Below are 22,756 nucleotides of genomic sequence, written 5' to 3'. Positions count from 1 at the left end.
GATGAAACTCAATGATCTGAGTCCAGCGCCGGGTTCCCGTCGCGAAAAGCATCGTCCGGGCCGTGGTATCGGTAGCGGTTTGGGTAAGACTGGTGGCCGTGGCCACAAAGGTCAAACCTCCCGCTCCGGTGGCACTATTGCTCCAGGCTTTGAAGGCGGTCAACAGCCGCTGCATCGTCGCCTGCCGAAGTTCGGTTTCGTTTCCCTGAAAGCCATGGACCGCGCAGAAGTGCGTCTGTCCGAGCTGGCCAAAGTGGAAGGCGACATCGTCACCGTGCAGTCCCTGAAAGATGCCAACGTGATCAACGTCAACGTACAGCGTGTGAAAATCATGCTGTCCGGTGAAGTGACTCGCGCTGTCACTATCGGCAAGGGAATCGGCGCCACCAAAGGTGCGCGTGCGGCTATCGAAGCAGCTGGCGGCAAGTTCGAGGAATAAATGGCTAAGCAAGGTGCTCTCTCTGCGCTCGGCAAAGGCGGTATGTCTGAACTCTGGGCTCGTCTGCGTTTTCTGTTCCTGGCGATTATCGTCTACCGAATAGGCGCACACATCCCGGTTCCAGGTATCAACCCGGACCGACTCGCAGACCTGTTTCGACAGAATGAGGGGACCATTCTTAGCTTGTTCAACATGTTCTCCGGCGGCGCGCTGGAACGGATGAGCATCTTTGCACTGGGGATCATGCCGTACATTTCGGCATCGATCATCATGCAACTGATGACCGCCGTCAGCCCGCAGCTGGAGCAGTTGAAGAAGGAAGGTGAAGCTGGCCGTCGCAAGATCAGCCAGTACACCCGCTACGGCACCGTCGTCCTCGCTCTCGTTCAGGCTATTGGCATGTCCATTGGTCTGGCGGGGCAGGGCGTTGCGTTCACTGGTGACTTTGGCTTCCATTTCGTCGCGGTATCCACTTTTGTGGCTGGTGCGATGTTCATGATGTGGCTGGGTGAGCAGATTACTGAGCGTGGTGTAGGCAACGGTATCTCGATGTTGATTTTTTCGGGTATCGTCGCCGGTCTTCCGAGAGCAATCGGGCAGTCTTTCGAGTCTGCGCGTCAGGGTGATATCAATATCTTTGCCTTGGTTGCCATCGGTTTGCTGGCAGTAGCGATTATCGGTTTCGTGGTGTTCATTGAGCGTGGCCAGCGTCGTATCGCTGTTCACTACGCCAAGCGTCAGCAGGGCCGCAAGGTTTTTGCTGCGCAGACAAGCCACTTGCCGCTGAAGGTGAACATGGCCGGTGTTATTCCGGCTATTTTCGCGAGCAGCATTTTGCTGTTCCCGGCTTCGTTGGGTGCCTGGTTTGGTCAGTCTGAAGGTATGGGCTGGTTGCAGGACATCTCGCAGTCGATCGCTCCTGGTCAGCCGTTGAATATTCTGCTGTTTAGTGCAGGGATTATTTTCTTCTGCTTCTTCTATACGGCGTTGATGTTCAATCCGAAAGACGTAGCGGAAAACCTGAAGAAGTCCGGTGCCTTTATTCCGGGCATCCGTCCAGGTGAGCAGTCTGCACGCTATATTGATGGCGTTCTGACTCGCTTGACCATGTTCGGTGCTCTTTACATGACGGCCGTGTGCCTGTTGCCCCAATTCCTGGTGGTTGCAGCAAACGTTCCGTTCTACCTTGGCGGGACCTCGTTGCTGATCGTGGTCGTGGTTGTGATGGACTTCATGTCCCAAGTACAATCGCACCTCGTTTCGCACCAGTACGAATCCCTGATGAAGAAAGCCAACCTGAAGGGTTACGGCAGCGGCATGTTGCGCTGAGTACCCATAAGGTTCGAGGAGTTGGTGATGAAAGTTCGTGCATCGGTGAAAAAGCTGTGCCGTAACTGCAAGATTATTCGCCGCGAAGGTGTTGTTCGAGTAATTTGCAGCGCGGAACCGCGTCACAAACAGCGCCAAGGCTGAGTGTGATTGTGCTTCAAGCCCGGCAGCTAGTGCGCTGCCGGGTTGATTATTTGTTATTACAGCGATATTATCTCGCGCCCTATTTCTTGGCTTCCGGGGCGTAGGTAGCTGTCAATTGGAGTCCCACTGAATGGCCCGTATTGCAGGCGTTAACATTCCAGATAACAAGCATACTGTTATCTCGCTGACCTACATCTATGGTGTCGGTCGCACTACTGCGCAGAAAATCTGTGCAGACACTGGGGTAAACCCAGCAGCAAAGATCAAAGATCTGAGCGACGAGCAAATTGAACAGCTGCGTGGCGAAGTGGCGAAGTTCACCACTGAAGGTGACCTGCGTCGCGAAATCAACATGAAAATCAAGCGCTTGATGGACCTCGGTTGCTATCGCGGTCTGCGTCATCGTCGCGGTCTTCCAGTACGCGGTCAGCGTACCAAGACCAACGCGCGTACCCGTAAAGGTCCGCGTAAGCCGATCCGCAAGTAATCGCCCCAGCGAATCGACAGGAATTTAATCATGGCAAAACCTGCTGCTCGTCCTCGTAAAAAAGTTAAAAAGACAGTGGTTGATGGCATCGCCCACATCCATGCTTCTTTTAACAACACCATCGTGACCATTACCGACCGTCAAGGTAACGCTCTTTCCTGGGCTACCTCCGGTGGTTCGGGTTTCCGCGGTTCCCGCAAGTCCACCCCGTTCGCTGCTCAAGTAGCTGCTGAGCGTGCTGGTCAAGCTGCGCTGGAATACGGCCTGAAAAACCTCGACGTTAACGTCAAGGGTCCAGGTCCAGGTCGTGAATCCGCAGTCCGCGCTTTGAACGGCTGTGGCTACAAGATCGCCAGCATCACCGACGTGACGCCAATCCCGCACAACGGGTGCCGTCCGCCGAAGAAGCGCCGCGTGTAATCCAGGAGATTGTAAAGAATGGCTCGTTACATTGGTCCAAAATGCAAACTCGCTCGTCGCGAAGGCACCGATCTCTTCCTGAAGAGCGGCGTGCGCGCGATCGAATCGAAGTGCAACATTGAAGCAGCACCTGGTATCCACGGCCAACGCCGCGGTCGCCAGTCCGACTACGGCACCCAACTGCGTGAAAAGCAGAAGGTCCGTCGTATCTACGGCGTTCTCGAGCGTCAGTTCAGCGGCTACTACAAAGAAGCTGCTGGCAAGAAAGGTGCAACCGGTGAAAACCTGCTGCAACTGCTCGAATGCCGTCTGGACAACGTTGTATACCGTATGGGCTTTGGTTCGACTCGTGCCGAATCCCGTCAGCTGGTATCGCACAAGTCGATCAGCGTTAACGGTCAGACCGTAAACGTTCCGTCGTATCAGGTTCGTGCTGGTGACGTGGTCGCAGTTCGCGAGAAAGCAAAAAACCAACTTCGCATTGTCCAAGCTCTCGATCTGTGTGCCCAACGTGGCCGCGTAGAATGGGTAGAAGTAGACACTGAGAAGAAGTCGGGCGTTTTCAAGAACGTTCCTGCTCGCAGTGATCTGTCCGCCGACATCAACGAAAGCCTGATTGTCGAGCTCTACTCCAAGTAAGGGCTAGAAAATAGGTGCATCCATGCAGATTTCGGTAAATGAGTTCCTGACACCCCGCCACATTGATGTGCAGGTTGTCAGTCCAACCCGCGCCAAGATCACTCTCGAGCCTCTCGAGCGTGGTTTTGGCCACACCCTGGGCAACGCGCTGCGCCGCATCCTGTTGTCCTCAATGCCCGGCTGCGCAGTAGTCGAGGCCGAGATTGACGGTGTGCTCCACGAGTACAGCGCCATCGAAGGTGTACAGGAAGACGTAATTGAAATCCTGTTGAACCTTAAAGGTCTGGCCATCAAGCTGCACGGTCGTGACGAAGTTACGCTGACCTTGTCGAAGAAGGGTTCGGGGGTGGTTACCGCTGCCGATATTCAGCTGGATCATGATGTCGAGATCGTTAACCCCGATCACGTAATCGCTAACCTGGCGTCTAACGGCGCCCTGAACATGAAGCTCACCGTAGCTCGTGGTCGTGGTTATGAACCAGCCGACTCGCGTCAGAGCGATGAAGACGAAAGCCGCAGCATTGGTCGCTTGCAGCTCGACTCTTCGTTCAGCCCGGTTCGCCGTATCGCATACGTGGTGGAAAACGCCCGTGTCGAGCAGCGTACCAACCTGGACAAGCTGGTTATTGATCTGGAAACCAACGGTACCCTGGATCCTGAAGAGGCTATCCGCCGCGCTGCAACCATCCTGCAACAGCAGTTGGCTGCGTTCGTCGACCTCAAAGGTGACAGTGAGCCAGTGGTTGTCGAGCAGGAAGACGAGATCGATCCGATCCTGCTTCGCCCGGTTGACGATCTGGAACTGACTGTACGTTCGGCTAACTGCCTTAAGGCGGAAAACATCTACTACATCGGCGACCTGATTCAGCGTACCGAAGTAGAGCTGTTGAAGACTCCGAACCTGGGCAAGAAATCCTTGACTGAAATCAAGGACGTTCTGGCCTCCCGCGGTCTGTCCCTCGGCATGCGCCTCGACAACTGGCCGCCTGCAAGTCTTAAGAAGGACGACAAGGCGACTGCCTGATCGTCGTAATCACCGAACGTAGTGTTTGGTAAGGAATGAACCATGCGTCATCGTAAAAGTGGGCGTCACCTGAGCCGCACCAGCTCGCACCGCAAGGCCATGTTCCAGAACATGGCGGTGTCGTTGTTCGAGCACGAGCTGATCAAGACTACTCTGCCAAAAGCCAAAGAACTGCGCCGCGTTGCCGAGCCGCTGATCACTCTGGCCAAGACAGACAGCCTGGCTAACCGCCGTCTGGCTTTCGACCGTACTCGTTCGAAAGCTATCGTTGGTAAGCTCTTCAACGACCTGGGCAAGCGTTACGCTACCCGTGAGGGTGGCTACCTGCGCATCCTCAAGTGCGGCTTCCGCGCTGGCGACAACGCGCCTATGGCGTACGTCGAGTTGGTTGATCGTGCTACTGCTGGCGAAGCTGTATCCGCCGAGTAAGACGTCAGTCTGAAACGAAAAACCGGGCCTAGTGCCCGGTTTTTTGTGCCCGCAAGAAATGCGCTGTTCGTACAAGCTTCTGACATTGTTGTGTTGCCACTATGTGCAGGGAAAGATAATTAGTAATTATCTATCGATGACTGCAAGTTAATGAATTTGTAGGTGTCTCATCGATGATCAATACTTCCCAGCAAGCCGATTAGCCGGCAGTTTCAAGACTGACAGAGGAAGAAGACCGTATGAGCCAGATCAAAACGCTTACGACCGCCAGTGGTGCACCTGTCGCCGATAACCAGAATTCTCGCTCCGCCGGCCCCCGTGGCCCGCTGCTGCTCGACGATTTTCATCTGATCGAGAAGCTTGCCCATTTCAACCGTGAAAACATTCCTGAGCGCCGCGTGCACGCCAAGGGCTCGGGTGCTTACGGTACGTTCACCGTGACCCGTGATATCACCGAATACACCAGCGCCAAACTGTTTGAGGCCGTGGGCAAGCAAACGCCAACGTTCTTGCGCTTCTCTACTGTAGGCGGCGAACGTGGCTCGGCTGACACTGAACGTGATCCACGTGGGTTCGCCCTCAAGTTCTACACCGAAGAGGGCAACTGGGACATCGTTGGCAACAACACCCCTGTTTTCTTCATTCGTGATCCACTGAAGTTTCCCGACTTTATCCACACGCAGAAACGTCTGCCGCAGAGCAACCTGAAAAGCGCCCAGATGATGTGGGACTTCTGGTCGCATTCGCCGGAAGCACTGCATCAAGTGACCATTCTGTTCTCGGATCGTGGCATTCCCGACGGCTATCGCCATATGCACGGCTTCGGCAGCCACACCTACAGCCTGATCAATGCCAAAGGTGAGCGTCACTGGGTGAAGTGGCACTACAAAACCAAGCAGGGCATCAAGAACCTGGCACCAGCCGATGCTGCGCGCCTGGCGGGTACCGATCCGGATTACGCTCAGCGTGATCTGTTCGAAGCCATCGAGCGTGGCGATTTCCCGAAATGGCGCGTATGCATTCAGATCATGACCGAGGCTCAGGCTGCAGCGCACTATGAGAACCCGTTCGACGTGACCAAGACCTGGTCGCAAAAGGAGTTTCCGCTGATCGAAGTCGGCGAACTGGAGCTGAACCGCAACCCGCTGAACTACTTTGCCGAGGTCGAGCAAGCCGCATTCGGTCCGAGCAACATGGTGCCAGGTGTCGGTCTGTCGCCGGATCGCATGCTGCAAGGCCGCGTGTTCGCCTACGCCGATGCACATCGCTATCGCGTGGGCACAAACCACCAACAATTACCGGTGAATGCGCCGCGCAGCCCGGTGAATACGTACCAGCGCGACGGCTCGATGGCCTTCGGCAGCAATGGTGGTGCAGCACCTAACTACGAACCGAACAGCTACATTGAATCACCGAAGCAAGCTCCGCACTACGCCGAGCCTGCACTGGCATTGAGTGGTGCTGCTGACCGTTACGATCATCGCGAAGACACCGATTACTACAGCCACGCCGGTGCGCTGTTCCGTCTGATGAGCGACGAGCAGAAAGCCTTGCTGGTCAGCAATATCGCCGGCGCCATGAGCGGTGTTTCACCTGATGTGGTTGATCGTCAGTTGCAGCATTTCTATAAGGCCGATCCGGCGTATGGAGAAGCAATCGCAAAGCTGCTCGACGTACAGCTTAACGAAGTCTAAACGAGAAGCAGAACCGCCCTCATTGGGGCGGTTTTTGCGTTATTTAGGCTGGTTTTCTCAGAATATCTTCGCTTTTATTGCGCGAAACGGGGTGACCTTCCGGTCAGCTTGGTTCAAACTACAGACTTTCAAGCAGGGAGATGTAGGGCGATGCAAGGCCACCCAGACGTAATCGATTACCTCAACACGTTGCTGACCGGCGAACTGGCCGCGCGTGACCAATATTTTGTTCACTCGCGGATGTATGAGGACTGGGGTTTCACCAAGCTCTACGAACGAATCAACCACGAGATGGAAGAAGAGGCCGGTCACGCCGACGCACTGATGCGCCGGATCCTGATGCTCGAAGGCACACCGCGCATGCGCCCGGACGATCTCGACGTCGGCACCACCGTCCCGGAGATGCTCGAAGCCGATCTGCGTCTCGAGTACAAAGTCCGCGCCGCTCTGTGCAAAGGCATTGAGTTGTGCGAGCAGCACAAGGATTATGTCAGTCGCGAAATCCTGCGTGTTCAGCTCAACGACACTGAAGAAGATCACACCTACTGGCTGGAAAAGCAGTTGGGCCTGATCAAGCTCATCGGTCTCGAGAATTACCTGCAATCTCACACCTGATTGCACAGACACAAAAAAGCCCCTGTCACGGTTGAAGTGACAGGGGCTTTTTCATGCCCGGAGATCAGGCCCGATCGCGAATCAGCAATGGCTTGAGGTAATGACCGGTGTGAGACTGCTTCATCTCGGCCACTTCCTCCGGCGTACCGGTGGCGATGATCTGACCACCCTTGGAGCCGCCCTCCGGCCCCAGATCCACCAGCCAGTCGGCGGTCTTGATCACGTCCAGGTTGTGCTCGATCACCACTACGGTATTGCCGTGGTCGCGCAGGCGATGCAGCACGTCGAGCAGTTGCTGGATATCCGCGAAGTGCAGACCGGTGGTCGGCTCATCGAGGATATACAGAGTTTTGCCGGTGTCGCGCTTGGACAGCTCGCGTGACAGCTTGACCCGCTGCGCTTCACCACCGGACAGCGTGGTTGCCGACTGCCCGAGCTTGATGTACGACAGGCCCACATCCATCAACGTCTGTAGCTTGCGTGCAAGCGCCGGTACCGCGTCGAAGAACTCCCGCGCCTCCTCGATGGTCATCTCGAGGGTTTCGTGGATGCTCTTGCCCTTGTATTTGATCTCAAGGGTTTCGCGGTTGTAGCGCTTGCTCTTGCACACATCGCACGGCACGTAAATGTCCGGCAGGAAGTGCATTTCCACTTTGATCAGACCGTCGCCCTGGCACGCCTCGCAGCGACCGCCCTTGACGTTGAACGAGAAACGCCCCGGGCCGTAACCTCGGGAGCGTGACTCGGGTACACCGGCGAACAGTTCACGGATCGGTGTGAAAAGCCCGGTGTAGGTCGCCGGATTGGAGCGTGGCGTACGGCCGATCGGGCTCTGGTCGATATCGACGACTTTGTCGAGATGTTCCAGGCCTTTGATGCTGTCGTGCGCGGCCGCTTCCAGCGTGGTCGCACCATTGAGTGCAGTAGCGCTCAACGGGAACAGCGTGTTGTTGATCAACGTCGATTTGCCCGAGCCGGAAACCCCGGTCACGCAGGTCAGCAGACCGATCGGGATTTCCAGATCGACGTTGCGCAGGTTGTTGCCGCGCGCGCCCTTGAGCGACAGCGTCAGCTTCTTGTTACGCGGCGTGCGTTTGGCCGGCACTTCGATCTTCACCCGCCCCGACAGGTATTTACCGGTCAGGGAATCCGGGTGCGCCATGACTTCGGCCGGCGTACCTTCAGCCACGATCTGCCCGCCGTGCACCCCGGCGCCCGGCCCGATATCCACCACATAGTCGGCCAGACGAATCGCGTCTTCGTCGTGTTCGACCACGATCACCGTGTTGCCGATGTCGCGCAGGTGCTTGAGGGTGCCGAGCAACCGGTCGTTATCGCGCTGATGCAGGCCAATGGACGGCTCGTCGAGGATGTACAGCACCCCGACCAGACCTGCGCCGATCTGGCTGGCCAGACGAATGCGTTGCGCCTCGCCGCCGGACAGGGTGTCGGCGCTGCGATCCAGCGACAGATAGTCGAGGCCGACATTGACCAGAAATTGCAGGCGCTCGCGGATCTCCTTGAGGATCTTGTCGGCGATCTCGCCACGCCGCCCGGTCATCTTCAACTCGCCGAAGTATTCGCAGGCATCGCCAATCGGCAGGTTGGTCACTGCCGGCAGGGTTTTCTCGCCAACCCACACGTGCCGCGCTTCACGGCGCAGACGAGTGCCGCGGCAATCCGGGCAAGCCTGGGTGCTGAGAAACTTGGCCAGCTCTTCGCGCACGCTGGCCGATTCGGTTTCGCGGTAGCGACGCTCAAGGTTCGGCACGATACCTTCGAACGGGTGCGAACGTTTGACGATGTCGCCGCGGTCATTGAGGTACTTGAAGTCGACATTCTGCGAGCCGCTGCCGTGCAGGATCTGTTTCTGCTGTTCGGCGGTCAGCTCGTTGAACGGCTTCTCAAGACTGAACTTGTAGTGCGAGGCCAGTGAGCCGAGCATCTGGAAATAATAGACGTTACGCCTGTCCCATCCGCGAATCGCGCCCTCGGCAAGAGTCAGTTCACCATTGACCAGGCGCTTGATGTCGAAGAACTGCTTCACGCCCAGGCCATCGCAGGTCGGGCAGGCGCCGGCCGGGTTGTTGAAGGAGAACAGCTTCGGCTCAAGCTCGCTGATGGCATGGCCGCAGATCGGGCAGGCAAAGCGCGCGGAGAAGATCATCTCTTCACCTGGCTCATCGTCCATCGGCGCGACCAAGGCAATGCCGTCCGCCAGCTTCAGTGCGGTTTCGAACGATTCGGCCAGACGCTGCTGCAGGTCGGCGCGGACCTTGAAACGGTCGACGATCACATCGATCGAGTGCTTCTTCTGTTTATCCAGTTTCGGCAGTTCATCGAGTTCGCAGATGCGACCGTTGACCCGCGCACGGACGAAGCCTTGGGCGCGCAGCTCTTCGAACACTGACAAGTGCTCGCCTTTGCGCTCGCGGATCACCGGCGCCAGCAGCATCAGTTTGCTGCCCTCCGGTTGCGCCAGCACCAGGTCGACCATCTGGCTGACGGTCTGAGCTTCCAGCGGAATATCGTGATCCGGGCAGCGCGGCGTACCGACGCGTGCATACAGCAGACGCAGGTAGTCGTAGATTTCGGTGATGGTGCCGACCGTGGAACGCGGGTTGTGCGAGGTCGACTTCTGTTCGATGGAGATCGCCGGCGACAAACCTTCAATGGTGTCGACGTCGGGTTTTTCCATCATCGACAGGAACTGTCGGGCGTAGGCCGACAGGGATTCGACATAGCGGCGCTGACCTTCGGCGTACAGCGTGTCGAAGGCCAGGGACGACTTGCCGGATCCGGACAGGCCGGTGATGACGATCAGTTTGTCCCGTGGCAGGGTCAGGTCGATGTTCTTCAGGTTGTGGGTACGGGCCCCACGTATCAGGATCTTGTCCAAAGTGGCCTCGCTCGGCGGGCGTCGAAAACGTAGGAGTATACGGGCAAATACTGGATGGATGCACACTATCAAACGAAGGGTTTTTTACCTTGCATGAAGAGAGTTTCATCTATACGCGTCATAGCGTCGCGATATACCCCGTCTTTCGATGGGACTGGTAGAATCGCCGCCGGTTCACACGAGGTTTTTCCATGCACGATCCCCACAGCGAACGCATGAGTAGCGGCGAGACCCGCGCAGCGAGCGGTCTGGCCCTGGTGTTCGCCTTCCGTATGCTTGGCATGTTCATGGTGTTGCCGGTACTGGCGACCTACGGCATGGACCTGGCGGGAGCGACCCCGGCCCTGATCGGGCTGGCGATTGGCGCTTACGGCCTGACCCAGGCGATTTTCCAGATTCCGTTCGGGATCATTTCCGACCGTATCGGCCGGCGGCCGGTGATTTTCCTCGGGCTGGTGGTCTTCGCCCTTGGCAGTGTGCTGGCGGCTCAGGCCGATTCGATCTGGGGCGTGATTGCCGGACGCATCCTGCAGGGCGCCGGGGCGATTTCCGCTGCGGTCATGGCACTGCTTTCCGACCTGACCCGTGAACAACACCGTACCAAAGCCATGGCCATGATCGGTATGACCATCGGTCTGTCGTTCGCCGTGGCCATGGTGGTCGGGCCGTTGCTGACCCGCGCGTTCGGCCTGTCCGGACTGTTCCTCGCCACTGGCGGCATGGCCCTGTTCGGCATCGTCATCGTGATGTTCATGGTGCCGAAATCCACCGGGCCGCTGAGCCATCGTGAATCCGGAGTGGCGCGTCAGGCCTTGATGCCGACGCTCAAACATCCCGATCTGCTGCGCCTGGACTTGGGCATTTTTGTGTTGCACGCGATGCTGATGTCGAGCTTCGTCGCGCTGCCGCTGGCGCTGGTGGAAAAGGCCGGTTTGCCCAAGGAGCAGCACTGGTGGGTTTACCTGACCGCGCTGTTGATTTCTTTCTTCGCCATGATCCCGTTCATCATCTACGGCGAGAAGAAACGCAAAATGAAACGAATTTTGCTCGGCGCCGTCCTGACGCTGATGCTCACTGAGCTATTCTTCTGGCAGTTCGGTGACAGCTTGCGGGCTCTGGTGATCGGCACGGTGGTGTTCTTCACCGCGTTCAATCTGCTGGAAGCTTCGCTGCCGTCGCTGATCAGCAAGGTTTCACCGGCAGGCGGGAAGGGCACGGCGATGGGCGTGTATTCCACCAGTCAGTTCCTCGGTTCGGCACTCGGCGGGATACTCGGCGGCTGGCTGTTTCAGCATGGCGGTCTGTCGGTTGTGTTCCTTGGATGTGCGGGTCTGGCTGCCATCTGGCTGGCCTTTGCTGTTACCATGCGCGAACCACCCTACGTGACGAGCCTGCGCTTGCCGTTGTCGCCCGAGGCGATCCGCGAAGCCGGTCTGGTCGAGCGCCTCAAGGCCCTCGTAGGGGTAACAGATGCAGTGATAGTCGCTGATGAGGCGGCTGTTTACATCAAACTGGACAAAGAATTAGTGGATCGCGACACCCTCGAACGCCTGGTGAACAACCCGGCCGGGGCTGCTTGCGAAGCCTAGGAGAACGTTATGGCCCGTGGGGTTAACAAAGTCATATTGGTCGGCACTTGCGGCCAGGATCCCGAAGTTCGCTACCTGCCTAACGGTAACGCCGTGACCAACCTGAGTCTGGCAACCAGCGAACAGTGGACCGACAAGCAAACCGGTCAAAAGGTCGAGAAGACCGAATGGCACCGTGTTTCGATGTTCGGCAAGGTTGCGGAAATCGCCGGCGAGTACCTGCGTAAAGGTTCGCAGGTGTACATCGAAGGCAAGCTGCAGACCCGCGAGTGGGAAAAAGACGGTATCAAGCGTTACACCACTGAAATCGTGGTCGACATGCAAGGCACCATGCAACTGCTCGGCGGCCGTCCACAACAGGGCGACCAACAAGGCGGTGGCAACAACTACCAGCAGCAGGCGCCACGTCAACAGGCTCCGCGTCCGCAGCAGTCGGCTCCGCAACAGCGTCCAGCCCCGGCTCCACAGCAGGCTGCACCGCAACCAGCTCCGGATTTCGACAGCTTCGATGACGATATCCCGTTCTGATTCGCTGCTGCATCCACGCTGAATAAAAAAGGCCCGTCGTTCAACACGACGGGCCTTTTTTGTGGCGCAAGGTCCGCGATTACCACTGATCTCCTGTGGGAGCGGGCTTGCTCGCGAAGGCGTCGGGTCAGTCAAAGCATTTGTTGAATGGCAGTCCGCTTTCGCGAGCAAGCCCGCTCCCACAAATGCGGGTGTGTGTTTCAGTCGAGGATCAGGTGCGGCAGAAACCGGCTTGAATCCTTGGTGATCAGACTGTTGTCTTCGCGCACGCCGATCCCCGCCGCCTGATCACCAATCACCCACGAGCCGATCAGCGTGTAGCTGTCGTCGAACTTCGGCAATGGCGCAAATTCCTGCAGGATGAATGGCGCATCGGTGTAGGGCCCGTCTTCTTTGACGATCAGACCTTCTGCCGTTTGCAGCTCGATATTCGCGCCTTCGCGGGAGAAGTACGGTTTGCGCACCCAACCCTTGGGCACTGCACTGGCCGGATTCGGATCAAGGTGCGCCGCGAGCAGATTCGGATGCCCCTTGTGCAACTCCCACAGCAAAGGCAGCGCGCCTTTGTTCGACAGGATCGACTTCCACGCCGGTTCGAAGAACTGCGTATCGCTTTCGGCGATTGCTGCACCGAATGGCTCGTGGAAAATAAATTCCCAGGCATGCAGCTTGAACAGGTGCGGGATCCAGCGATCCTCAAGGTCGACGAAGCGACCCTCGGCGGTCAGGCCGATGTCTTCGATGTCGATGTGCCGGGATTCGATGCCGACCTTTTCCGCGATCAGGCGCAAGTAGTCGGTGGTGCCCTTGTCTTCGACCGAGTCTTTCATCGACGCAAAGTAGAAGGGCCGCTTGAGCTGCAACTCGGCAAACGCCTGATGCAGCTTGGTGTCGATGCTGTTGAACTGGTCGGCGTGGCGCGGCAGCATTCCGCGCTCGATGCACTGCTCCAGCCAGCCCCACTGAAACGCCGCCGCCTCATAGAGGCTGGTCGGCGTGTCGTAGTTGAGTTCCAGCAACTTGGCGGGGCCGTTGCCGTTGTAGGAAAAGTCCATACGTCCGTACAGATGCGGATGACCTTCCAGCCAGGACGTGCGGATCATGTCGTAGTACGGCGCCGGGATGCTCAGGCGATCCAGCAGCTCCTCGCTGTGCACCACGCGATCGACCAGGTCCATGCACATCTCGTGCAGTTCGGTGGTCGGATCCTCCAGATCGTTTTCAATCTGCGCGAGCGTGAACTGGTAGTAGGCGCTTTCGTCCCAGTACGGCTCGTCGTCGATGGTGTGGAACAGAAAGCCGAGGCTTTCGGCCGTCTGTTTCCAGTCGGGGCGCTCGGCGCAGTGGATCTTCTTCATGGTCAGCTGCTCGAACTGCCCCAGCCGCCCCAACCGCTGCGGGCGGAAGACTGGCTGCCGAAGCCGCCGCGGGACGTCGACGAAGCGACGTTGACCGGTTTGCTCCGGGTGCTGTCGTAGCGGGTGTCGGTGCGGGTAGCCGGTGCCGATTCGATTTTGCGGTACTGCGCCGAGGTGTTGTAGGTCTGGCGCGTATCGCGATCGCGATAGACCGTGCGATTGGCGTTGTTGCTCATCGCATTGCCGATCAGCCAGCCCGTCAGCCAACCGTTGCCGCCTCCGGACGTTTGTGCATTCTGCGCAGCGGCGGTTTCACCGGCAGGCATCTGCGCATTGGCAATCGCATTCAGGTCCTGGGGCGCCTCACCGCTCTGTGGCACCTTGAAACCACCGAGCTTCGGCACGAAGCGACCGTCGGAATTCTTCTGGCACCAGTCGGCGGCAAAGTCTGCGTCGCACTTGACCTTGTCATCGTAGGCCGGCGCAATACGTCGATGTTCGGTCAATGCCGCGACGTAGGCGTTGGAGCAGACATCGGCGGCCACTTCGGCGCCGACACACTCCTCGACAGATTGGAAGCGTTGCTGCTCCTGCGCGGTAACCTCGCCGGAAATCGCCAGCGCCACCGAAGCGGCGAGGGACAGTTGAACGTACTTGCTGCGTTTCATCGAAGGCTTCCTGCCGATCAGTTGGACGGGGTCATGCACGCGGCGTTGAGCATGCCGACGCTGATGGCCACTGCGGCCACATAGATACCCGAAGCGATTTCACCGTTGGCGATACGCTGCGATGTGCCCTTGAGCACCAGCCCCGTGGCGAGAAAGGCCAGCAGCTGCACCACCGCAGCAATTACCGCCCACAGCACGAAATCGAGAACGTTGACCGAAAACGCGATCACGTTGCTGGCCGGAATCGCGAAGCCGATGATCGCGCCCGCCAGAGCGATGGCGGCAGCGATGTTACCGGAGCGAATCAGCTCGAACTCCTTGTGTGGCGTGATGCGGGTGTAGACGAACTGAAACAGCATGAACAGCAGCACGGCGCCGATCAGGTAGACGACGAAACCGACCAGTGCGGTCTTGTTCAGGGAAACGGCCAGCACTTCCAGCATGGAAAACTTCCTTATTTAAATGGTGCTCAAATCAGTCGTGTACAGCGAAATGCCCAGTGAGGTACTCAGGCTGACGGTGCCTTCCTCGTCCTGTTCGACGGAGAACAGCAGCAGTTCGCGGCGATCGGTCAGGCCGGTCTCGCGCGCGTAAAGCATGGAGTGGTGTTCGATGGTGTAGCTCTCGTCCGGGTTGACCACATGTTCGGTCATCGGTACGAGTTCGGTCTGGCCTTGTTCGGTGCCCCATTCGCGGCTGTACTGGACGCCGTCGTGGGTATAGATCGGCAGGCCGATCGGGCTTTCGGGGCCGGCCAGGCGCTGCAGCTCGGCGTCACTGTTGACGGTCACGTAGCTGAGGTAGTTGAACAGGGTGACCGACTCGATCTGGTCGTCACCGGTGACGTGGATCTGCAGCCAGAAGTCTTCGTTATTGAGGTAGTAGCGATGCAGCTTGTTGGATTGGCCGAGGTCGATCCAGCCGGCGCTCCAGATTGCCTCTGCCGCTGGAACCTGCACCGAGGTGCTGCCATCGAGCAGCAAGGCCAGAGTCGAATCGAATCGCACGCCTTTGCCTTGTGCCATCCCGAGTGGGCCACTGGCAACGTTTGGCGTTGGCGCAGCGGTCTGCCAGTTGCTGGTGCCCAGCAAGTCTTTGAACCATCCCATGGGTACATTCCTTGAGGCGGGTGGAGGTGTTCGTCGTAAAAAACGCCGCCAGTGTACCGGGCCGGGCGACGAACGACACGCCGTAAACCATGTGGGAGCGGTTTGCTCGCGAAGGCGGTGTGTCAGGCAGCTAAGGTACCGACTGACACACCGCCTTCGCGAGCAAGCCCGCTCCCACAGGTTTTGTGCAAACGCTTACTGAGCTGACTTCTGCTTCAGACGCTCGAGAATCGCATTGGCGCTGCCTTCGTTTGGCGTGATGCCGGCGTCGCGCAGTTTGCGTTCCAGGTCATTGCCGGTCGAAGCGTCAGCCAGTTCATCGGCGGCACTCAGCTCGGCAGCGCGTTGCTGCTGCTTGGCCTGCAGACGGTTCAGCGTGCCGACGGCGGTTTCCAGCTTGCCGTTGGCACCGCCGCTGGCGATGGACGCGCTGACCTGCGCCTTTTGCACGCTTTCACGGGCCTTGGCCATGTCCACCTGCTGGCGCAGGCTCTTGATCCGCGACTCGGCCTTGCTGATGTCCTTGCGCATGTTTTCGGCGTAGGTGCCGAATTCGTCGCTCTGGGCTTTCTCGGCGGTCAGGTCGTTGGTCAGGGTCGAAATCGCTTCAGCCACTTCCATCGCCAGGTCTTCGCGGCCGGCGTTCAGCGCTGAAACCGCCTTGGCTTCCAGATCCTTGATCTTGGCGTCGTACTCGCTCACGCGATCAGCGGCCAGCTTGTGCTTGGCCATGATGGTGACCAGCTCACGGCGGGCATTCGACAGCGCGGTGTCGGCGTCGCGGATTTCCTGGTCGAGGATGCGCAGGGCCTGTTGGTCGACGATCGCTTCGCCGACTTCATTGGCGCCGCCGCGCAGCGCGGTGAACAACTTGCTCCAGATGGACTGAGTCATTGGATATTCCCTGTTGATTACTTGAAGAAGTGTTCGAAGGCTTCGCTCGCGCGCTGCACGTTATCGACCAGGGTTTTCACCTCGGTGACGACGTTGGTCAGGCTCGAGTCGGCGCTGAGGGCGCCAAACATGTTGTAAACGGTCTGACCGTTGGGCATCGACTCGATGCCGATCGACGACAGCGGGAACATTTCCCGGCTGCGCAGCACGGCGTCGTTGAAGGCGTGCACGTCAGTGATCGAATCGATATCCACCAGCACGGTGTCGACGATGATCTGCTGACCGGCCACGGCGATGTGAATCGGCAGACCGCCGAATTCGTTCATTTCCAGCTTGATGCTGGGTTCGGAGCTCTGGATCAGAGACAGCGTGATCTCGTGCGAAGCCACCTCGTCCAGTGCCTTGATGGCGTTGAAGAGGCTATCGATGTTCCAGTTGTTGCCTGCGCTCATGTAATTCTCCGACATGAATGAGCCAGCCAGAATCGGTTGGCGTAGCTGTTGCTCCATCTGCTTGAGCAAGCTTCGGTTTTCCGGAAGTACCCAAGTTTCGTGTTTCACATAACCGGCGGCAGCCAGGCCCGCACGCATCTGCTTCATGTAGAAGCTCGACGGCTTTTTCGCGGACGGTTTCGAGCGCTCTCCCTGTGGGCTCTCTGATGCAACGGTGGGGGAGCGACTTTTCATGGCAATGACTCCGTTATGAACATCTCACGCGTGAGCCACACTACAACCAATTCAAAATGCCATCAATGGCTCACGCGTGAGATTTTTTCGGCATGTCGACATCGCTGATGAGGTGGTGGTCGCAAGCGTTGTCCCGGGTGGGCAGTGTTTTTCTGATTAATCACTGATGTTTATTGTCTGGAAGGCGAGTTTGTTTCTCAATTCTCTCGCTGTGATTTTTTATTGTTTAAGTATTGAAGATAATTCCTACATTGTTTTTGCATGTTTCCGTAAGAAGTAATAGCGGCCCTTCGTAAGAGCGTAGGAAGTTGTTCTTTGTGAGTAATATTAAGAAACAAGGTCGGTTCGCAACCACTGAAAACTTATTCTAGTTTTGGGGTGTGCACACCTTCACCCCGGTGGAAACAGCTTCACCACCGGCCCTTCAACTTTTGAGGAAATCATTATGACTTTCGAAAAAGCATCTTCGGCTGGCGATTCTCAGATCGGCTGATCTGGTCAGTAAGAAACAGGGCCTTAATGGCCCTGGTTCTTTATCAAGTTGTTTTAATAGCGATTGAGGCTCGAATATGAAACTTAGTCTTAAACCGACGATTATTCCGTTCAAACTTGATGGTCAGGTAGTCCTGCGTTTTAACGGTCAATACGCAAAAATCCCCGACCTACACGGTGCTGTCTGGGAGTTCGTCAAGGCACTTGATGGCCGTGAACCCTATGAGGAGTTGATTACCCAGGTGGCAGTCCGTTACCCCGCGGTGGATCAGGACGAAATCCGAAGCGTCGCGCAAGATCTGATCAAATACCGGCTGGTCGAGAGTCCGGATGCCTTTGAGACTACTTCTCTCTCGGATCATGATCGCATCAGATTTTCCCGCAACATCGACTTTTTCGGGTCGATGGCGGCTGTGGGCGAGAACAAGTTCACCCACCAGGAAAAACTGCGCACGGCCAGGGTCTGTGTCCTGGGCTGCGGCGGTCTGGGCACCCATATCCTGTTCGACCTGGTAGCGCTGGGTGTCCACCATCTGACGATCCTCGATTTTGACACGATCGAGTTGAGCAATTTGAACCGGCAGATCCTTTACAAGGAAACCGACGTTGGCATGCCGAAGGTTGCAACGGCCAGGCGCAGGTTGCTTGAATTCAACAGTCACCTCGACATTACTGCTCACGAAACCCGCCTCCAGTCGGCGCAAGACGTCGCCGGCATCGTACGCGGCCACGATATTGTGATTTGTGTCGCCGATAAACCCGCGAACTACATGGCCGACTGGCTGAATGAGGCCTGTGTTGAACAGGGCGTACCCTTCATTTCAGGCGGGCTTGATGTACGGCGCTCGGTGTTTTATTCGGTGGTGCCTGGCTCCTCGGGCTGCGGTGCTTGCTGGCTGACGTCGGCGCGTAACAAGAGCAGCCTGGTGAACAGCGTTTCGACCATGGCCAAACAGCACGACATCACTTATGAGCATCCCGGCCCGGCTCTTGTGACTTTGGTGGCTGTCACCGCCGGGATGATGGTCAGCGAAACGGTCAAGATCATCACCGGCTGCCAACCGCCACAATTGACCAACAAGCTCAAGGAATTCACATTCGACGACCTGGACGTCAGCGTCGCCGAAGTCTGGCAACAGAATCCGGACTGCACGGTGTGTGGACATCTCGCGAACGCGCAACGGACGCGGCAGGCGGAGACTGTCTAGATGTTCAAACTCCTGGCTTCCTATGCCATCACGTCCATCTGTTCATGGGCCATCGCGTTTCTGATCCCGCTTTATGTTTATGAGCAGACCGGCTCCCCAGTCTGGACGTCGCTGGCTTTTTTCGCCGCGATGGCGCCCTACATACTGGTTACGCCCTTCGCCGGTGTATGGAGTGATCGCTACAGCAAACGGCGTTTTCTGATCGGTGGTGATCTGATCAACATCGTCACCGGCTGCCTCATATATGCTGCCGTGAGTACGCTGTCCGGGAGCAACTTGAGTATTACTCTGTTACTGCTGAGCTTTCTGTTGGCAAGCGTCGGTGCCACCCACCACCCGGTCTTCCAGAGTATTGCGCCTGCGCTGATCGAGGGGCCCAAACTTCATCGATTCAATGCGATCGTCAACGCCAGTGACAACATCATTCGCATCGTTGCACCAATCGGCGTCGCAGCCTTGCTGGCCTTCAGTACCAAGGAGCAGTTGCTGATTGGCAGTATTGTCGGATTTGCGCTATCCCTGCCGCTTTGCTTCTTGCTGAAAGAGCAGGGTAAGCCTGCGCCGGCCACCACGCGGGTATTCACGGAAATCAAAGCCGGACTGTTGTATGTCATCCAGCAGCGAGAACTGTGTTCGTTTGTCATGCTGTTCTTTTTCTGCAATTTCGGTTTTGCCTTGATCGGTGCCAGCCTTGTCTATGTCTACACCACGCTACTGGCCGTGCCATTGAGTGATGTGGGCTATTACTACGGGCTCATCGGTGCAGGTGCCGTCGCCGGATCAGCTATGGGGGCGTTTCTGGCGAAGAGATATCCGGCCGGCATTCTTATCCGTCGAAGCTGTTTGCTGGCCGGGGTGTTCACGCTGATGGGGGCGATGGCCAACGATCCGTGGTCACTTTCGGCACTTTGGGCGCTTTCTACCGGTTGCCAATCCGTGGTGGTCATCGCTTTTTTCACCTATCGCCAGCAAGTGGTTCCGCAAACCATTCTGGGGCGAACGGTGGGAGTTACAAGGCTCATTGCCTACCTCGCGATTCCTCCCGCGAGCCTGCTGAGTGGATGGCTGTTACTGCATTTCTCGAGCAGTGCTGTGATTCTTGCGTCAGGCGGTCTGTGCATCATTTTCGCCTCTCTATGTGCTTACTTTCTGGCCAGGTTTGAGCGCCCGGTCATTTACAGCGACGCAAAATGAATACGGTTTTGTAAGTTTTTCGGGGTTTCGGAATAACTGGAAAGTTGCGATCGGCTGGATGGCTGATAAAGAATTTAAAGGAATTTAAAGTTGGAAGTAGATAAAGAGTTGAATTGCGGCGATGGGGCGAAGGTCATTAATTTCATGACCGGAGGCACATTATGGGACCAATGGCTGGACGCTGATGCGTTAGATAGATTGGTTAATCATGAACTGTTGCTAGCAATGCAAAACGGTCATGTTTCCCTGAAGGGGATGCGTTACTTTCTGATCCAGCATCATTACTACTCGCGAAACTTTACCCGCTTTCTATGCGCAATCCTCAATCGCCTCGAGTCCCTTGGCGACATCAAATTACTGTTGGAAAACATGCAAGAGGAAATGGGCATAGATGGTGATAACAAGCTCACGCATGCCGAGTTGTTTCAAAGGTCGCTGCGGATCCTGGGCACCCATCCCTTGGCAGAATCGCCTTTACCTCAGACCGTGGATTTCACCCAATGCATCATGCAGCTTTGCCGCAGTGAAAATCCTGTCGAGGGCCTCGCAGCGCTCTGCCTGGGAGCCGAAGCCATTGTGCCGCTGATTTACCGACCGATTCTGCTGGCGCTGGAGGGACTGAACATCAGTGAGGAAGGCCTGGAGTTCTTTCGCCTGCATATCGAAGAGGATGAGGACCACGCGATTACCATGTTGGGAATTCTGCAACGCCTGACTCACCAGACGCCTGAAGCCAAGCGGCTTGCGATTCAAATCGGGCGTCAGGTTATGCTCAAACGTTGTGTCATGTTCGATGCCATCTGGAAGGAAGTCAGTCAGCAGTAGTCGGCGTCTCGTTTCGTGCAAATTGCCGCGGATTCGCTGGCAGTCGTGCAGATTGAAACAGGCCCGATGCCACCATGCTTGTTCCAAGCGATTGAATCATTGGGCATTCCCGGCGCCAGGCGATTGGCCTGATCTCTGCACTTCTCTCATTACATTCATCAAGTGGCTTGAAGGGGGACGCATGACCCCGATGTCGAGCAGGAAAGTGGTCGTCGCCCATTCGGTTCGGGCCGGGGCGCCGCAACATGAAGTGCAGACCAACAAGGCACTTGCCCGCTGGCTGGCGCAGATTCTGGGACTCAGCTTCGGCGGAAGTTTTGACCCGCAGAAGCATCGCGGTCGCGATTTGTATTGGCTTCCGACCCAGACCATTGTCGGCGCGGCCAGCGCGCGCAATCTGGGGATCAAGGGCCCCGGCGATTTGTGGGGCGGGTACGTCGAACACGATTTCATTTGCACCAAAGCCATCAGTCACGGCTTGCGCAGTCATCTGGCTCACGCGCCAAAAGGCTGGGCGCCGCAATTCTCCGAGCGCGTGCGCGATGTGGTGCTCGACGGCTTGACGGTGTTTGCCGTGAAAGATGCGCGACCCGCTGCCGAGCATCTGCTGTACAGCGGACCGATCCGCCTGAAGCCGATTCACGCCTGTGCCGGTCGTGGCCAGGAAGTTATCAACAGCCTCGACGCGTTCGATGAAGTACTGGCCCGTGCAGAAGCGGAAGCGTTGTTTCGCGATGGCGTGGTGCTCGAACAGGACTTGAGCAAGGTCTTCACCCACAGCGTTGGCCAGTCATTCATCGGCGACAAAGTGCTTAGCTACTGCGGTGATCAATACTTGACCAAGGATGCCCATGGCGAAGACGTCTATGGTGGTTCGAATCTGTTGGTAGTGCAGGGCGGCTACGAAGATCTGCTGGCGCTGGACTTGCCGGATGACGTGCGACAGGCCATCAAGCAGGCGCAGATATTCGACCGGGCAGCGGATGAGGCTTATCCAGATTTCTACGCCTCACGCCGCAACTACGACATCGCCCAAGGCCTGGACAGCAATGGCAAACCCCGCAGCGGGGTGCTCGAACAATCCTGGCGCATGGGCGGTGCCAGCAGCGCTGAATTGGCCGCGTTGCAAAGCTTCGTCAATGATCCGCAGATGCCCGCGATCCGCGTGTCGACCGTAGAAACCTATAGCGATCAAAGCCTGCCGGCGGACGCCATCGAAATCTATCGCGGGCCAGCGGAGAACAGCGACTTCCTTCTCAAATACGTAACGGTCAAATCTTATGACGGCTAGAAGCGAAAGCATTCAGATCGACATTGATGATGAACAGATGAGCGGGACGTTTCTCAGTCCAAAATCGAAAGTCCCCGGCGTGTTGTTTGTGCACGGTTGGGGCGGTAGCCAGGAGCGTGATCTTGAACGCGCCAAGGGCATCGCCGGTCTCGGTTGTGTATGCCTGACCTTCGACCTGCGCGGCCACACCGGTGGCACCGGCATTCCGCTGACGCGGGTGACGCGCGAAGACAATCTGCGTGACCTGCTCGCAGCCTACGACCGCCTGCTGGCGCATCCGGCGCTCGACACCTCGGCGATTGCGGTGGTTGGCACCAGTTATGGCGGTTACCTGGCTTCGATCCTCACCTCGTTGCGTCCGGTGCGCTGGCTGGCGCTGCGGGTACCGGCGCTGTATCGCGACGAGCAATGGCACACGCCCAAGCGTGAACTGGACAAGGCCGATCTGCGCGACTACCGGGCGACGTTGGTCCGTGCAGACAGCAACCGTGCATTGCACGCCTGTTCACAGTTCACCGGGGATGTGTTGCTGGTGGAATCGGAAACCGACGACTACGTGCCCCACGCGACGATCATGAGCTACCGTGCCGCCTGTCAGCAGACGCATTCGCTGACGCACCGGATAATCGATGGCGCCGACCATGCCTTGAGCGAGCCGGTTTCGCAGCAGGCCTATACTTCGATTCTGGTGGACTGGATTACCGAGATGGTGGTGGGTGAGCGGTTGAGCATCATCCAGTCCACATGATTTGTTGTGGCTCTTCGGACGCCTTCGCGAGCAAGCCCGCTCCCACA

Annotated in this window: 24 protein-coding genes; 17 read left to right on the top strand and 7 right to left on the bottom strand. The window is 57.4% G+C overall.

Translation table 11 applies throughout. The features are described from left to right. Nucleotide 1 precedes the first annotated feature (1 nt). From rplO to bfr, 10 genes are all read left to right on the top strand, one after another. The gene (rplO, locus tag V3W27_RS18130; protein ID WP_003228720.1) at nucleotides 2-439 is read left to right on the top strand and encodes a 50S ribosomal protein L15; all 438 of its coding nucleotides are present in this window, start codon (nucleotides 2-4) and stop codon (nucleotides 437-439) included. Further along, complete coding sequence (gene secY / locus V3W27_RS18125) at nucleotides 440-1,768, top strand: preprotein translocase subunit SecY (protein ID WP_003228718.1); 1,329 nt, start codon at nucleotides 440-442, stop codon at nucleotides 1,766-1,768. A 27-nt stretch (nucleotides 1,769-1,795) separates the two neighbouring features. Then, entirely contained in the window at nucleotides 1,796-1,912 is a 117-nt protein-coding gene (gene rpmJ / locus V3W27_RS18120) for a 50S ribosomal protein L36 (RefSeq protein WP_002555468.1), read from the top strand. 130 nt (nucleotides 1,913-2,042) lie between these two features. Further along, a complete protein-coding gene (gene rpsM / locus V3W27_RS18115) occupies nucleotides 2,043-2,399 on the top strand; it encodes a 30S ribosomal protein S13 (RefSeq protein WP_008374135.1) in 357 nt (118 codons plus the stop codon). 30 nt (nucleotides 2,400-2,429) lie between these two features. Continuing rightward, complete coding sequence (gene rpsK / locus V3W27_RS18110) at nucleotides 2,430-2,819, top strand: 30S ribosomal protein S11 (protein ID WP_002555466.1); 390 nt, start codon at nucleotides 2,430-2,432, stop codon at nucleotides 2,817-2,819. Between the two features lie 18 nt (nucleotides 2,820-2,837). Beyond that, nucleotides 2,838-3,458 carry a 30S ribosomal protein S4 gene (gene rpsD, locus V3W27_RS18105; RefSeq protein WP_003176404.1) on the top strand — a complete coding sequence of 207 codons (621 nt, stop codon included), beginning with the start codon at nucleotides 2,838-2,840 and terminating at the stop codon, nucleotides 3,456-3,458. A 22-nt stretch (nucleotides 3,459-3,480) separates the two neighbouring features. Beyond that, on the top strand, nucleotides 3,481-4,482 hold the full coding sequence (locus V3W27_RS18100; protein ID WP_003186012.1) for a DNA-directed RNA polymerase subunit alpha: 1,002 nt from the start codon (nucleotides 3,481-3,483) through the stop codon (nucleotides 4,480-4,482). Nucleotides 4,483-4,524: 42 nt separating this feature from the next. Next, nucleotides 4,525-4,911 carry a 50S ribosomal protein L17 gene (rplQ, locus tag V3W27_RS18095; protein ID WP_003176402.1) on the top strand — a complete coding sequence of 129 codons (387 nt, stop codon included), beginning with the start codon at nucleotides 4,525-4,527 and terminating at the stop codon, nucleotides 4,909-4,911. A gap of 239 nt (nucleotides 4,912-5,150) precedes the next feature. Further along, nucleotides 5,151-6,605 carry a catalase gene (locus V3W27_RS18090; RefSeq protein WP_027614253.1) on the top strand — a complete coding sequence of 485 codons (1,455 nt, stop codon included), beginning with the start codon at nucleotides 5,151-5,153 and terminating at the stop codon, nucleotides 6,603-6,605. Between the two features lie 150 nt (nucleotides 6,606-6,755). Beyond that, nucleotides 6,756-7,220, top strand: coding sequence for a bacterioferritin (bfr, locus tag V3W27_RS18085; protein ID WP_003228714.1), 465 nt, complete (start codon nucleotides 6,756-6,758; stop codon nucleotides 7,218-7,220). 64 nt (nucleotides 7,221-7,284) lie between these two features. Here the strand turns inward: bfr and uvrA are convergent, their stop codons facing one another. Next, a complete protein-coding gene (gene uvrA / locus V3W27_RS18080; RefSeq protein ID WP_027614251.1) occupies nucleotides 7,285-10,119 on the bottom strand; it encodes an excinuclease ABC subunit UvrA in 2,835 nt (944 codons plus the stop codon). Nucleotides 10,120-10,310: 191 nt separating this feature from the next. On the opposite strand from uvrA, the gene V3W27_RS18075 reads away from it, so the two are divergent. Both V3W27_RS18075 and V3W27_RS18070 read left to right on the top strand, forming a co-directional pair. After that, the gene (locus V3W27_RS18075; RefSeq protein WP_103367213.1) at nucleotides 10,311-11,708 is read left to right on the top strand and encodes an MFS transporter; all 1,398 of its coding nucleotides are present in this window, start codon (nucleotides 10,311-10,313) and stop codon (nucleotides 11,706-11,708) included. 9 nt (nucleotides 11,709-11,717) lie between these two features. Next, nucleotides 11,718-12,236: a single-stranded DNA-binding protein gene (locus tag V3W27_RS18070; protein WP_007966163.1), complete on the top strand. Its 519-nt coding sequence runs from the start codon at nucleotides 11,718-11,720 to the stop codon at nucleotides 12,234-12,236. 200 nt (nucleotides 12,237-12,436) lie between these two features. Here the strand turns inward: V3W27_RS18070 and V3W27_RS18060 are convergent, their stop codons facing one another. The 6 genes from V3W27_RS18060 to V3W27_RS18035 all read right to left on the bottom strand — a co-directional run bounded on the left by V3W27_RS18060 (nucleotide 12,437) and on the right by V3W27_RS18035 (nucleotide 16,951). After that, nucleotides 12,437-13,594, bottom strand: coding sequence for a glutathionylspermidine synthase family protein (locus tag V3W27_RS18060; protein WP_330207190.1), 1,158 nt, complete (start codon nucleotides 13,592-13,594; stop codon nucleotides 12,437-12,439). A 2-nt stretch (nucleotides 13,595-13,596) separates the two neighbouring features. Continuing rightward, on the bottom strand, nucleotides 13,597-14,262 hold the full coding sequence (locus tag V3W27_RS18055; protein ID WP_330207189.1) for a DUF1190 domain-containing protein: 666 nt from the start codon (nucleotides 14,260-14,262) through the stop codon (nucleotides 13,597-13,599). 17 nt (nucleotides 14,263-14,279) lie between these two features. After that, complete coding sequence (locus V3W27_RS18050) at nucleotides 14,280-14,705, bottom strand: DUF350 domain-containing protein (protein WP_027614247.1); 426 nt, start codon at nucleotides 14,703-14,705, stop codon at nucleotides 14,280-14,282. A gap of 15 nt (nucleotides 14,706-14,720) precedes the next feature. Then, the gene (locus tag V3W27_RS18045) at nucleotides 14,721-15,371 is read right to left on the bottom strand and encodes a DUF2491 family protein (protein WP_103367214.1); all 651 of its coding nucleotides are present in this window, start codon (nucleotides 15,369-15,371) and stop codon (nucleotides 14,721-14,723) included. A gap of 195 nt (nucleotides 15,372-15,566) precedes the next feature. Continuing rightward, a complete protein-coding gene (locus V3W27_RS18040) occupies nucleotides 15,567-16,265 on the bottom strand; it encodes a PspA/IM30 family protein (protein ID WP_007966153.1) in 699 nt (232 codons plus the stop codon). Nucleotides 16,266-16,282: 17 nt separating this feature from the next. Then, a complete protein-coding gene (locus V3W27_RS18035; protein ID WP_442962660.1) occupies nucleotides 16,283-16,951 on the bottom strand; it encodes a YjfI family protein in 669 nt (222 codons plus the stop codon). 569 nt (nucleotides 16,952-17,520) lie between these two features. On the opposite strand from V3W27_RS18035, the gene V3W27_RS18030 reads away from it, so the two are divergent. The 5 genes from V3W27_RS18030 to V3W27_RS18010 all read left to right on the top strand — a co-directional run bounded on the left by V3W27_RS18030 (nucleotide 17,521) and on the right by V3W27_RS18010 (nucleotide 22,709). After that, nucleotides 17,521-18,651: a HesA/MoeB/ThiF family protein gene (locus V3W27_RS18030; protein ID WP_330207187.1), complete on the top strand. Its 1,131-nt coding sequence runs from the start codon at nucleotides 17,521-17,523 to the stop codon at nucleotides 18,649-18,651. After that, nucleotides 18,652-19,845 (top strand): MFS transporter, encoded by a 1,194-nt coding sequence (locus V3W27_RS18025; protein WP_330207186.1) that lies wholly within the window; start codon nucleotides 18,652-18,654, stop codon nucleotides 19,843-19,845. A 90-nt stretch (nucleotides 19,846-19,935) separates the two neighbouring features. Then, the gene (locus V3W27_RS18020; RefSeq protein WP_330207185.1) at nucleotides 19,936-20,670 is read left to right on the top strand and encodes a TenA family transcriptional regulator; all 735 of its coding nucleotides are present in this window, start codon (nucleotides 19,936-19,938) and stop codon (nucleotides 20,668-20,670) included. A 181-nt stretch (nucleotides 20,671-20,851) separates the two neighbouring features. After that, nucleotides 20,852-21,961, top strand: coding sequence for a DUF3182 family protein (locus V3W27_RS18015; protein ID WP_330207184.1), 1,110 nt, complete (start codon nucleotides 20,852-20,854; stop codon nucleotides 21,959-21,961). Then, nucleotides 21,951-22,709, top strand: a complete 759-nt coding sequence (locus V3W27_RS18010; RefSeq protein WP_027614239.1) for an alpha/beta hydrolase family protein — start codon at nucleotides 21,951-21,953, stop codon at nucleotides 22,707-22,709. Before V3W27_RS18015 ends, V3W27_RS18010 begins: the two co-directional genes overlap by 11 nt. The last annotated feature ends 47 nt before the right edge of the window (nucleotides 22,710-22,756 follow it).

Origin of the sequence: Pseudomonas sp. AM14(2022) (assembly GCF_036346455.1) — a bacterium.
Taxonomy (GTDB): Bacteria; Pseudomonadota; Gammaproteobacteria; order Pseudomonadales; family Pseudomonadaceae; genus Aquipseudomonas; species Aquipseudomonas putida_A.
Note: the sequence above shows the minus strand (reverse complement) of the source record. Positions and strands in the feature narration are given on the sequence as shown.

Excerpts from the sequence above, each read along its gene's own strand:
- rplO (WP_003228720.1), top strand. The coding sequence starts at position 2 with ATGAAACTCAATGATCTGAGTCCAGCGCCGGGTTCCCGTCGCGAAAAG.
- secY (WP_003228718.1), top strand. The coding sequence starts at position 440 with ATGGCTAAGCAAGGTGCTCTCTCTGCGCTCGGCAAAGGCGGTATGTCT.
- rpmJ (WP_002555468.1), top strand. The coding sequence starts at position 1,796 with ATGAAAGTTCGTGCATCGGTGAAAAAGCTGTGCCGTAACTGCAAGATT.
- rpsM (WP_008374135.1), top strand. The coding sequence starts at position 2,043 with ATGGCCCGTATTGCAGGCGTTAACATTCCAGATAACAAGCATACTGTT.
- rpsK (WP_002555466.1), top strand. The coding sequence starts at position 2,430 with ATGGCAAAACCTGCTGCTCGTCCTCGTAAAAAAGTTAAAAAGACAGTG.
- rpsD (WP_003176404.1), top strand. The coding sequence starts at position 2,838 with ATGGCTCGTTACATTGGTCCAAAATGCAAACTCGCTCGTCGCGAAGGC.
- V3W27_RS18100 (WP_003186012.1), top strand. The coding sequence starts at position 3,481 with ATGCAGATTTCGGTAAATGAGTTCCTGACACCCCGCCACATTGATGTG.
- rplQ (WP_003176402.1), top strand. The coding sequence starts at position 4,525 with ATGCGTCATCGTAAAAGTGGGCGTCACCTGAGCCGCACCAGCTCGCAC.
- V3W27_RS18090 (WP_027614253.1), top strand. The coding sequence starts at position 5,151 with ATGAGCCAGATCAAAACGCTTACGACCGCCAGTGGTGCACCTGTCGCC.
- bfr (WP_003228714.1), top strand. The coding sequence starts at position 6,756 with ATGCAAGGCCACCCAGACGTAATCGATTACCTCAACACGTTGCTGACC.
- V3W27_RS18075 (WP_103367213.1), top strand. The coding sequence starts at position 10,311 with ATGCACGATCCCCACAGCGAACGCATGAGTAGCGGCGAGACCCGCGCA.
- V3W27_RS18070 (WP_007966163.1), top strand. The coding sequence starts at position 11,718 with ATGGCCCGTGGGGTTAACAAAGTCATATTGGTCGGCACTTGCGGCCAG.
- V3W27_RS18060 (WP_330207190.1), bottom strand. The coding sequence starts at position 13,594 with ATGAAGAAGATCCACTGCGCCGAGCGCCCCGACTGGAAACAGACGGCC.
- V3W27_RS18055 (WP_330207189.1), bottom strand. The coding sequence starts at position 14,262 with ATGAAACGCAGCAAGTACGTTCAACTGTCCCTCGCCGCTTCGGTGGCG.
- V3W27_RS18050 (WP_027614247.1), bottom strand. The coding sequence starts at position 14,705 with ATGCTGGAAGTGCTGGCCGTTTCCCTGAACAAGACCGCACTGGTCGGT.
- V3W27_RS18045 (WP_103367214.1), bottom strand. The coding sequence starts at position 15,371 with ATGGGATGGTTCAAAGACTTGCTGGGCACCAGCAACTGGCAGACCGCT.
- V3W27_RS18040 (WP_007966153.1), bottom strand. The coding sequence starts at position 16,265 with ATGACTCAGTCCATCTGGAGCAAGTTGTTCACCGCGCTGCGCGGCGGC.
- V3W27_RS18035 (WP_442962660.1), bottom strand. The coding sequence starts at position 16,951 with ATGAAAAGTCGCTCCCCCACCGTTGCATCAGAGAGCCCACAGGGAGAG.
- V3W27_RS18030 (WP_330207187.1), top strand. The coding sequence starts at position 17,521 with ATGAAACTTAGTCTTAAACCGACGATTATTCCGTTCAAACTTGATGGT.
- V3W27_RS18025 (WP_330207186.1), top strand. The coding sequence starts at position 18,652 with ATGTTCAAACTCCTGGCTTCCTATGCCATCACGTCCATCTGTTCATGG.
- V3W27_RS18015 (WP_330207184.1), top strand. The coding sequence starts at position 20,852 with ATGACCCCGATGTCGAGCAGGAAAGTGGTCGTCGCCCATTCGGTTCGG.
- V3W27_RS18010 (WP_027614239.1), top strand. The coding sequence starts at position 21,951 with ATGACGGCTAGAAGCGAAAGCATTCAGATCGACATTGATGATGAACAG.